This is a genomic window from Acinetobacter junii CIP 64.5 (assembly GCF_000368765.1).
GTDB lineage: Bacteria > Pseudomonadota > Gammaproteobacteria > Pseudomonadales > Moraxellaceae > Acinetobacter > Acinetobacter junii.
Genome location: NZ_KB849655.1, coordinates 1,820,928 through 1,832,675 on the forward strand (window position 1 = coordinate 1,820,928; position 11,748 = coordinate 1,832,675).

Annotated in this window: 8 protein-coding genes; all 8 read left to right on the forward strand. The window is 36.0% G+C overall.

Going from position 1 to position 11,748, the window contains the following annotated elements; translation table 11 throughout:
- Window positions 1-10: 10 nt before the first annotated feature.
- The 8 genes from glmS to F948_RS14275 all read left to right on the forward strand — a co-directional run bounded on the left by glmS (window position 11) and on the right by F948_RS14275 (window position 11,665).
- Window positions 11-1,849: a glutamine--fructose-6-phosphate transaminase (isomerizing) gene (gene glmS, locus F948_RS14240; RefSeq protein WP_004965066.1), complete on the forward strand. Its 1,839-nt coding sequence runs from the start codon at window positions 11-13 to the stop codon at window positions 1,847-1,849.
- A 155-nt stretch (window positions 1,850-2,004) separates the two neighbouring features.
- Window positions 2,005-2,811 carry a heteromeric transposase endonuclease subunit TnsA gene (locus tag F948_RS14245; RefSeq protein WP_004965069.1) on the forward strand — a complete coding sequence of 269 codons (807 nt, stop codon included), beginning with the start codon at window positions 2,005-2,007 and terminating at the stop codon, window positions 2,809-2,811.
- Window positions 2,795-4,936 carry a Mu transposase C-terminal domain-containing protein gene (locus tag F948_RS14250; RefSeq protein WP_004965071.1) on the forward strand — a complete coding sequence of 714 codons (2,142 nt, stop codon included), beginning with the start codon at window positions 2,795-2,797 and terminating at the stop codon, window positions 4,934-4,936. Before F948_RS14245 ends, F948_RS14250 begins: the two co-directional genes overlap by 17 nt.
- A 27-nt stretch (window positions 4,937-4,963) precedes the next feature.
- The gene (locus tag F948_RS14255) at window positions 4,964-6,631 is read left to right on the forward strand and encodes an AAA family ATPase (protein WP_004965076.1); all 1,668 of its coding nucleotides are present in this window, start codon (window positions 4,964-4,966) and stop codon (window positions 6,629-6,631) included.
- On the forward strand, window positions 6,632-8,149 hold the full coding sequence (locus F948_RS14260; RefSeq protein ID WP_004965080.1) for a TnsD family Tn7-like transposition protein: 1,518 nt from the start codon (window positions 6,632-6,634) through the stop codon (window positions 8,147-8,149). It abuts the gene before it with no gap.
- Complete coding sequence (locus tag F948_RS14265) at window positions 8,149-9,717, forward strand: Tn7-like element transposition protein TnsE (protein ID WP_004965082.1); 1,569 nt, start codon at window positions 8,149-8,151, stop codon at window positions 9,715-9,717. The genes F948_RS14260 and F948_RS14265 overlap by 1 nt, the downstream gene beginning before the upstream one ends.
- 217 nt (window positions 9,718-9,934) lie before the next feature.
- On the forward strand, window positions 9,935-10,546 hold the full coding sequence (locus F948_RS14270; RefSeq protein WP_004965086.1) for a hypothetical protein: 612 nt from the start codon (window positions 9,935-9,937) through the stop codon (window positions 10,544-10,546).
- 36 nt (window positions 10,547-10,582) lie between these two features.
- Window positions 10,583-11,665 (forward strand): helix-turn-helix domain-containing protein, encoded by a 1,083-nt coding sequence (locus F948_RS14275; protein ID WP_004965091.1) that lies wholly within the window; start codon window positions 10,583-10,585, stop codon window positions 11,663-11,665.
- Window positions 11,666-11,748 lie beyond the last annotated feature (83 nt).

Sequence of the window (11,748 nt, forward strand, 5' to 3'; positions counted from 1 at the left end):
GGATAAAATTATGTGTGGTATTGTTGGAGGCGTTGCTCAGCGTTGTGTAACTGATATTTTGATCGAAGGACTCAAGCGTCTTGAGTATCGTGGTTACGACTCTGCTGGCTTAGCATTACTCAATAATCAAAAAATTCTACGTGAGCGTCGCGTAGGAAAAGTAGCTAATCTTGCCGAAGCTGTTTCAGACCAACATTTAATGGGTAATATCGGAATTGCACACACACGTTGGGCAACTCATGGTAAACCAACTGAAAATAATGCACATCCACACGTTTCTGGAAATGTCGCTGTCGTACATAACGGTATTATTGAAAATTACCAAGAATTAAAAGACGATCTACAAACCTTAGGTTATGTATTTACCTCTCAAACAGATACCGAAGTTGTTGCTCATCTCGTACATGACGCATTAAAACATACTGATAGCTTACTTGAAGCCGTACAAAAAGTTATTCCACAACTGAAAGGTGCTTACGCTCTTGGAATTATTCATACTGAACATCCAGATGAATTAATCACTGTCCGTGAAGGTTCTCCTCTCGTGATTGGTGTAGGTATCGGTGAAAACTTTATCAGTTCAGATCAATTGGCTCTACTTCCAGTCACGAATCGCTTTGTTTATCTAGAAGAAGGCGATATTGCTCGCTTAACTCGTACGAGCATTGAAGTTTTTGCGCAAGGTGAAGCTGTTCAACGTCCAGTGAAAGAACTGGATGCTACGGTTAGCAACGCATCTAAAGGTGAATATAAGCACTTCATGCTCAAAGAAATTTATGAGCAGCCAGAAGCGATCCAGCAAACCATTTCTCAAGCTCTAAATGGCAATTATTTGCGTGAAGATTTTCTTCAATATGCTAATGCTGATTTTGCTAAAATCCAACAGGTACAAATTATTGCCTGTGGAACCAGCTATCACGCAGGTATGATTGCAAAATATTGGTTTGAACAATTAATCGGCGTACCTTGCCAAGTCGAAATTGCCAGCGAGTTCCGCTATCGTACGCCTGTGATTGTGGCAAATACGCTGTACATCTGTATTTCTCAATCTGGTGAAACGGCAGATACCCTAGCAGCCTTACGTGAAACCCAAAAACGCGCTAAAGCCAATACGATTGACATTAGCACGATGACGATTTGTAACGTTGCGACATCATCGATGGTTCGCGAAACTGATCATCATTTGCTCACTCTTGCTGGCCCTGAAATTGGTGTTGCTTCAACTAAAGCATTTACCACGCAACTTGCTGCATTAATGTTACTGATTCTAAAAATCGGTCAAGTGAAGCAACGTCTCTCTGATGCCCAGTTAACAGAAATTACTGAAGCTTTATGGCATTGCCCGAAAGTAATTCTAGATACTTTGCAGCACAATACTTCGATTCTTCGTTTGTCTGCGTTATTTGTAGAAAAGAACCACTGTTTATTCCTTGGTCGTGGAACACACTTCCCAATCGCACTAGAAGGTGCTTTGAAGCTCAAAGAAATTTCATATATTCATGCTGAAGGTTATGCGGCAGGTGAACTCAAACATGGTCCATTGGCATTAGTTGACAATGAAATGCCTGTGGTAATTTTGGCACCAAATGATGACATGCTCGATAAATTAAAATCGAATATGGAAGAAGTACAAGCGCGTGGCGGCGAGCTTTTTGTTTTTGCTGATGAAAATAGCGGAATCCAAGAAAAAGATCGCCAACACGTGGTTCATATCCCAGCAGTCAATGAATGGTTAGCACCTCTTGTTTACAGTATCCCTGTACAGCTTCTGTCATATCATGTCGCTGTATTGCGTGGTACTGATGTGGATCAGCCACGTAACCTTGCAAAAAGCGTAACGGTCGAATAATAAAAAAATGGAAGAAAGGTTCGCCTGTAAGTAGACAATAAAGCCTCACACCAAACAATAAAGTGTCATACTAAACAAAAAAGTATCATACTAGATTGTTTGTTTTATGAACACCTGTTATGCTCATTTCAGATGAACACAACAGGTGTTTTTTTATGCTCTCAGTCCAACAACAACAGAAATGGATCAAAGATGGCCGAGGTGATGGTGAGTTATCATCATATAAACCGTGGTTGACTGTTCGTGATCTATCATCACTTGGTCGTTCTCATCGAGTTTATGGCCATAAAACAAAGCGGACACACCATCTACTCTCAGACTTAGAGCTCGCTATTTTCTTAATTTTAGAATGGAATCCTCTGATTCAAGATATACGAGAACAATTCCCTCTCCGAATAGAACAGACTGAAGAAATCGCCCATTTAACTTGTATTCCACACCCTGCCGTTAGAGGCATTAAGCAGATAATGAGTACAGATTTTTATGTATTTAGTTCCGACGCTATGAATCCTCGATTTAGCATACAAGCTAAATACCAGAAAGATCTTGAAGATATCCGTACAATTGAGAAACTAGAAATCGAACGACGTTATTGGCAAAGCAAAGAAATCCCTTGGCAAATCATCACTGAACAAGAAATTCCTAAAGTGGTTTTTGACAACATTAAATGGTTATATCCTGCCATTAGAGATAATGATCACATCAATCTGTATGATCAAATTGAATTCTATGTAAAACAGTTCCATAAATATCCAAATTTATCCTTGATTAACTTAGCAAAAAAAATTGATTCATCTTATGACCTTGAGATAGGTACATCTCTATCAGAATTACGTGTACTTTTTGCTCAACGTTATTTTAAATTCGACCTAAAATTAAATTACAAAGATTTAGTCCCACCCAATATTCAATTAGGCAATCTAACGACTTGGGAGGAGGTTCGTTATGCTGCGAATCAATGATGTATATCAGTATCAGGATCTCTCGATCAGAATCCTCAAAATTTTATCTGAACATATTGTTTGGATTGATATCAATGATGTGAAAGCACTTCCTGAAATCATCAGCAAAACGGAATTATTTCATGCCATTGAATCTTTTGAGGTATTTCGAATTGAAGATCCATTCCAAGAAATTGCCCTCATCCAGCCCGAAAAAGGTTCTACTTCTCAGCTAAAAAGAGATGAAAATTATAATTTAATCAAAGCCATAGTGGATAATGAACAGTTTTATATTCCCAGTATCCGATCTTCACTAATTAATGAAATTATAAATAATAAAAAATCTACTAAACAGACAATATACCGCTTGCTTAGACAATACTGGCAAAGAGGACAGACACCAAATGCCTTAATCCCTAACTACCAAAACTCTGGTGCAAAAGGAAGCAAAAAAGTTGCAAGTCAAAAATTAGGAAGAAAGCGCACTCACAAAGAAGGTACTGGAGCTATTATTACACAAGAGATTGAACGTCTGTTTCATCTCACGATTAGCAAATATTTATTATCAAATAAGAAGCATTCTTTAAAATATGCCAATCGAGAATTTCAAAAGCTATATCGCACACTTTACCCAGATATCCCTGAAAATGAATATCCTACATTACGCCAATTTCAGTATTTTTATCACCGAGAATACAATCAAGTAGCTCGTTTACAGAAGCGATCAAACGACATTGAGTACTCTAAAGACTTACGCCAGCTCCATTCTACTGTAAATACACAAGTTCTTGGCCCTGGTTCACGGTATGAAATAGACGCCACGATTGCTGATATCTATTTAGTTTCTAATCTTGATCGAAGCCGAATAATTGGCCGACCAACAATTTACTTCGTCATTGATGTCTTTAGTCGTATGGTTACTGGCTTATATATTGGCTTAGAAAATGCTTCTTATAAAACAAGTATACAAGCTCTTTATTGCGCTTTTACAGATAAAGTCGCTTTATGCAAAAAGTATGGAATAGATATTACTTATGAAAACTGGCCTTGTATCGGCTTGCCTGATGCGATTTTGGCTGACCGAGCCGAGTTATTTGGTCATCAAGTTGAGAATTTAGAAAAAAGTTTTTCGATCAGGCTTGAGAATGCACCACCCTATCGTGGTGATCTAAAACCAATTGTTGAAAGCAGATTCAAATTAATACAAGCTGAATTTAAACCCTTTGCAAAAGGAGTGGTTCAAGATGTGATCACAAAGAAACGAGGTGGAAAGGACTACCGTTTAGATGCAACACTTAATCTAGATGAATTCACTAAAATTATTCTTTTATCAGTTCTGAAATATAACCAATTTCATCAAATCAACAATTATGATCGTGATATCGATTTACCACATGACCTACCAGCCGTCCCAATGGCGTTATGGAACTGGGGAATACAGCATCGTACGGGGAAACTACGAACAGCTTCCGATCAGGCTGTTTACGTCGCATTATTGCCTAGAGAAAAGGTAACTTTGTCGAACCGAGGTTTGAAACTTTTTGGTGTGACTTATACCTGCCCAGAATTATATGAAAAGGGTTGGCTACACCGCCAAAATACAATAAATCGACCCAAGTTTTTATATGCTGCCTATGATCCAAGTAATGCAGAAAAAATTTATGTTTTCTATGAACAAAGTAGTCTGAAATATTGGGAGGCAACGATTTCCGACTATTCCCGTGAATTTAGAGGCTATAGTTTTTGGGAAGTTTGGCAAATTAATAGTGTTCAGAAAAAAACTTTTGAAAAACAAGACATAAAAAACAACTTAGCTCAATCTGAGCTAGAACAAAAAATCATGGATATTATTCAACAAGCCAGTAGCGAAACACCATTGTCCACTCAAAGCCAGAAAAGTCGAATCTCTGAGATCAGAAGTAATCGAAGCCATGAAAAAGAGCTTGAACGTTCTAAATTGAAGGGTACGACTTCCAGTGTTATTGATACTGCGACAAGTGTTATGAAGCCCGAAATCACACAAGATGCTCAGAGCAATGTCATTCCTATGCCAAAGCGAAAGAAGTCATCTGATGAACTTGATGAGGATTTAAAGTTACGTTTCCCCCTATACCACGATTTACTCAGTGAAGATGATGAGCCATAACGTTATTCACGAATAAGGATAAATAGAATGAGTAATAAAGTCATTGTTAAGGAATATCAACCTAGTATTGGGCATTATGCTGGCAATCCATTCATTGAAGCATTACCCCCTATTCTAGATACGCCTGATATTATCAAGGCCTTGAGAGGAAAAGTAAATTTCGATATTACAGATCAATCCCTGCCAGCATCACAGCGCATACATCTTATTCCTCAATTGCTGAATAGTTTTTTTCATCCAATTGAACGACATATTGAACTTTGGACAAAATTTTCAATTATGTTAAGACAAGGGTATGTCGGTCGAAATATATCAAATGGAGAATTGAACAAACATATTCAGAACGGTTATGAGCGAACAATGAAAGGAGATATTTCAGCTTTTAGGTATGAGCCTGCTCGATCAACAGCTCAAAGTATGAGTATTATCGGATGTTCTGGAATCGGTAAAACTACAACAATCAATAATATTCTCAGTGTATACCCACAAGTTATTTATCACGAAAAGTATAACTTTACCCAAATTGTATACTTAAAAATTGACTGTCCTCATGACGGTTCATTAAAAAGCTTGTGCTTACATTTCTTTAGAGCCGTTGATATTGCTCTTGATACCAACTATGAAGCTAAATACGCTTTAAAGCGTCATGGTGTTGAAACGTTACTCAATTTAATGCGTCAGATTGCAAATTTTCATGCAATTGGCTTGCTTATTATTGATGAAATACAGCACCTTAATATCAAAAACTCTGGCGGTGCTGATAAAATGTTAAATTTCTTTGTCACACTCGTTAATGTGATTAGTTTGCCCGTCATCATGGTAGGTACACCAAAGGCAAGGTATATATTTAATGATCTTCGTGGTAACCGTAGGGCTGCTGGATTTGGATCTGTATTATGGGAACCTATAAAAAATGAACCAAACCTTGAGTTAAATAATCGCATATATAAATCTGAATGGAATGCTTTTACCGATGCTTTATGGAAATATCAGTGGTTAAACAAAGCAGATATGCATCTCTCTGATGAGATTCGTGAATGTCTTTATGATCTTAGCCAAGGCATTCTTGATATTGCTGTCAAATTGTTTGTACTTGCACAAATTAGTGCCATTACATCTGGTCTAGAACGCATTACAATTAAATTATTAAAAAAGACTTACCATGATGAACTTAAGCCCATCCATCCAATGGTCAATGCACTTAGATCTAAAGATCCAGAAAAAATCATACAGTTTTCTGATCTAATTATTCCTGAAGTCGATCAGCAAATTCTTAAATTACAAATGATTGTAGATAAGCATACTGAATCTACTGAGTATGATGATTTGAGTGAATACAATGGTAATAAAGAGGCTATACGCTTACATCACCTTTTACTTGGGCTAGACTTTAAATCTGAACTTTTAGTACCAACTATTAAACGAGCCTTTCAGCAACATCCCCATCTTTCAATGCAAGAACTTATGCCAATTGTCATGATATGGCTGAATGATATAGGCAAAAATATTCAGACTAACCCAAAGCCTAAAAATAAAAGTAAAAGGGTTAAACAAGATCAATGGCATACTTTAGATACAGAGGATTTACGATTCCAATTCTCACAAAAAGATGAGAAACAAAATTTCTATCAACATCTTAAAGAACATACTCAGCTTATTTTTAATATGGAACGCTGGTTTGAGCAGGTGAGTTAGATGCTAAATTTCCCTCTGCCATATCAGAATGAACTCATTTACAGTACTGTGGCTAGGGCTGGAATCCGTCTTGCTTTAAGCAGTCCAAAACAATTATTGGATGAAATTTTTCAAAACCGCAAAGTTATTGCTACAGTTGATCTCCCTTGTCACTTAAACGCTATTATCAACCAATATCCTAGCAATCAGTTAAGCCTAGAGGATATTGCATATCAGCATACGCTCTTCCCTATCTATGCCCCCTTTGTACCTGAGGATAGACGGCAACAGTGTTTACAATGGATGGCTGAAGTATCCCAAGGCTCAATTCATCTTGCTCTGGGTGTTAATGCGTCACGACTTAAACCCATCCATAAACTCCGCTATTGCCCAGCCTGTTTTAAAGAACAGTTAGAATTATATAGTGAACTTTATTGGTCACGCTTATGGCAAATACAAGGTGCTTGTTGTCCAATACATGGTGAACTTATTGACTCAATCATTGAACTAAGATCATTACATCGACATGATTTCATCACACCAACATACCAAACGTGCCCTGAGCAAATTCAGTCGAAAGCGACATCAGATAGCCTATTTATTACAAAGAAATTATTAGAATTATTGTCTCTTCCGTCTTCTGAGTCACCTCATTATGAGCAATGGACAAGGTTCTACCATCAGCTTGCTCAAAAAAATCATTGTATACGTGGTCGAAACTACATTAGTCACGACAAAATCTTAGACAAAATCATTGCTCGATGGTCTTCCAAATTTTTAAGACAATACAATTTAGGCGACTTAAAATCTGAAACAGGTTGGTTAAGAAGTATCTTTAGAAAACACCGAAAAAGTTTTAGTTATCTGGAACATATCGTTGTGATTGAAGCATTAAGTAATAAAGAATGGACTTTTTCAGCGATTCTAGAACAAGTTAAAAATTTAAATGAAGACTCGAAAGACAATAATAGTCAAAATTTAAATATATGTGTGCACCCCAACCACTTTGAATATAGAGAAAAATGGCTAAAACTGGTCAAAGAATTAGGTATTAAACCCGCTCGTTCTATAGATCAAGCTTTATATGCTTGGCTATACCGTAATGATAAAGACTGGCTATTGAAAATAAATCAAACCTTCCATCAGGGCTTTATTCCACAGGGAGCTAAAGTTGACTGGTACAACCGTGATCTTACTTATGTAAGACAACTTATTCAGCTCTACAATGAGCTCATTTGGGATGTAGATAGTCCTCGACGCTCTGCAAAATGGTGGCTTTCACAAATCACCCATGTTTCGACTATTGAAAAAAATTTATATCGTTTACCCATTACTCAATCATTTTTGAAACGCTATAGCGAAGATATTAGTAGCTACCAAATTAGACGGTTAACTCAAGTTTTTATTGAAATAAAAATGCAAAGCCAAGACTTACCTCGTTGGAGAATTTTACGCAAAGCAGGTTTGAGTGACGAGCGTATGACCTCTGAAACGGCAAAATTTCTAAATATGGCATTACAATACTTAAGGTTAAATTAATGAAAATTAAGAATTTCCCAGAAAATGCAAAAATTACATTCTTAGGTGAAATATTTAAATTTAATCACTTAAAATCTTGGAATATTAAATTAGGAATCCATGTTGATTCTGAACTATCAGTCAAGCACTCACGTCTATCTAATTTACCAGCTTTTGCAAGAGGTCGATGTCTGAATCCAAGTGACGGTCAATGTAGTAAAGGTGGGTATAAAATTAATATCAATATTCAATCAAATGAAGATTGGAAAGTTAAAGTTGATTCAAAGAATAGAGGGTATTATTTTGAATTTGATTTTAATAGAGGTAGTGAACAAAACCCAGATCTCCTGCATATCCGTATACCCCAGATTGAGTTAGCACGCGTTCTTTTCTTTCACAATGCCTATTTAGCAAGGAACTGTATTGATCAAGGTATCTTAGCGAGAGAGTTTTTTGTTGATCCTATAGATCAGACAACGACCGTTATTCATGTGCTACCACACCGCACATTTCCTTTAGGCCAATTTAGTAATGAAGGCATCCGCAGATTACTCTCATGGATATTATTAGATGAAAACGCTAGGCAATCCTATGAAAGTATTGCTCATTATTTCAAATTAGAAGCTAAGCAATTTGAAGAAAAAACATCCTGGCAATTTCATTTTATACCACCACAATTAGTAAATATTTCACTCAAAATGATTGGTCGATTTGATCCCACCACAAATGAATATATAGTCTTTGAAATCACTGATCTTCATAATATTCAGACCTCTCTTCCTCCAATCGTTCTTTATGAAAGCCCTGAGTTCAAATCAGGTAATTCAACAGGCTCTGGAGGAGGCTCTTCTGGCTCTAATCAAGGGGGAAATGATTCTTCGGTAGATGACGATATTGAAGGTGATTCAAATTCAAAATTAGTAGAAATAGAGATCCCTCAGACATCCTTAAGTTTTTCGAATCCTATTGAAACAAGAAAAGTCGTGAAGAAAAAAACGAAAAGCGGATCATGTGGATATGATGATGTGACTGAGTACGAAGAAGTCGGTGTTGGAACAGGTGAACCAACCGTTAATGGAGATGGGGCTCAAGGCGAATTTAATGGATTAAAAGATGACAGCGACGTGATCGCTCTCTACATGCAACGTTTTGATGCTTTTAAACTTCTTGTAAAACAACTTGCCTTAAAACATCATCTAAAATATGAAGAAAAACTGCACTATTTGCAAAAAGTTGGACGTTCACGTCTGCATCGGACACTAGACGGAAACAATCGATGCCTACTTGAGGTTAGATTCTTTATTGAGAATCACTGGTATGCAATATTAGAAATTGATACCAGTGATAACGCAAAACCACTCTCAACATTGATTGTACAAATTTATGATCTCAATAAATGGAATCATAATTTTAAAGATATTGCTAAAAAGATTGTTAAAAATTCTCTTCGATGGCCATCTGTTGAAAGTCTACAAGATTTTGGGACTCCTTATACGTTGAATCATCCCAAGCATTTAGTAGAGCTAACTGAATCTGATGATGAGTTTAATGGGTGGCTACAACGGATGGAAAAGCTACTCAATCTTTGAAGTAATATTGCTCCAATCATTGCAAAAACTATAAATAAAGCATACTCAGCTTTTACCATTCAATGACTAAAATGGAGTTTATATAAAGCAATAAAAAAACTATATTTTACATTTAATTCCTAGGTGACAAATATAAATATTTGCAATAAAATTTGGTTGACATATTTTTTTATTTGCAATAAATTTTAAGAACCAACATCTTACTAGGGCTTACTTTATGGATTTATCGAAGAATCCTCCCCCTAACTATTATGATTCCTCATTAAATAACGAAATATTAAGTTATTTTGCTAATCATATGTTAGAGGTCCACTCTCAAACATTACGTGATCTTAACAGCCAAGATGATGATAACTACACAATTAGTTGTACTATTTTTGGCCGTTGTCGCAATAGATTTTCACGTGTAATTCGTAATGGTAATGCGCCTGTATCAACCTCTTTGGAAGATTCATCGAATAAATTCACATTTAAAATCGGGAATACATCTGGAATCCGTTTTTTCAAAGAATCTGATTATTTAAGACCTAAAAGACCCAACTTTTTTAAGCAAAGTCATAATTTCGAGCTCTTTGAAATCGATGATAACTTACCAGTTTTTTGGCGCTTCATTTTAGTTCCAGCTAGAACTGATGAGGAAGAAACATTTATTGCTTTTGTTGGTTTTAACCAAAAACTACAGCCGATAACTGCTTGGACATCAAATAATACTTCTAGATTTATTTTTGATCCAGAAGCTATTCTGCCAGAACCAGCAGATTTGAAGTCCTACAATATTGATGATCTATTAGCTGATGATGATTTAGACAACACAAGTGAAATTGAATAAATCCTTAACAGCAAATAGGTAAAAGTTGATGAGAAAATGAATACTTATTTTAATGGCCTAGAATTACGACTCTTAAGACAATTGAACCATTTGTCACTAGAGGATTTATCAACCCATGTAGGTAAATCTCGTCAATTTTTGCATAAAATTGAAATGAATCAAGTCGCTCCGACATCAGATTTAATCGGTGTTCTGAGCAACTTTTTTAATGTTAAAACGGAAATTTTTTTTAGTTCTCATCCTATTTTGCAAGAAGAACAAATAAACTTCCGAAGTAATAAAACAGCAAAAGTATTTACAAAGCAGTCGGTCATTGCACAAGGTGAGTACTTAAAAAGGTTAGTAGAGTTTATAGAAGCTAATTTAAGGCTACCTAGATATTCTATTCCTTCAGTTGATCATGTACAAAACTTCCAAGATATTGAAAATGCTGCTCTGCAATTTAGGAAACATTTTAACTTGGGTTTAGGTCCTATCAGTGACATGACTAAACTCTGTGAAATGCTTGGAATTTTTGTTACTACATTTCCTAGCGTTTCTAATGAAGTAGACGCGCTTTCTATTGCATCAAAACGTCCAATTTTCGTTAATAATGAAGATAGCAGTACGTGCCGCCAACGATTTAATTTAGCACATGAGTTAGGACATCTAGTATTACATGATGGTTGTGTCACTGGCGACTCTCTTACAGAATCCCAAGCTCACCGATTTGCTAGTGCCTTACTAATTCCTCAAGAAATGATGAACTCTCATTTCCGTTATTGTTTCAATGGCAGATTTAACTGGAATAAGTTAAGTAAAATGAAAATGGATTGGAAAATCAGTAAAGCTGCATTGCTTTATAGAGCCAAATCATTGGGGCTTATAGATGACGTAAGTTATCGAAGTGGCTATATTCATTTAAAACGTACAGGTGAAGCACTCTTAGAAACAGAGGATAAGGATATTCCAAGAGAAATTCCCCACTTACTAGAGAATTGTTTCAAAGCTTTGAATAAAAAAAGAATATCAGCTGAATCCATTGCAAATGAGCTCAATATTTCTTTAGATTTATTGAATAAAATTACTCAACTCAATCATCAGAAGCCAAATACCTCAAAACTACAATTAGTGATTTAACCCTTGGCGGGTATTCTCCCGCCTTATTTTTCTAAAATTTTGTTTCGAAGCAAAATTCAAAGTCATGGGAAAAATCAATTTTT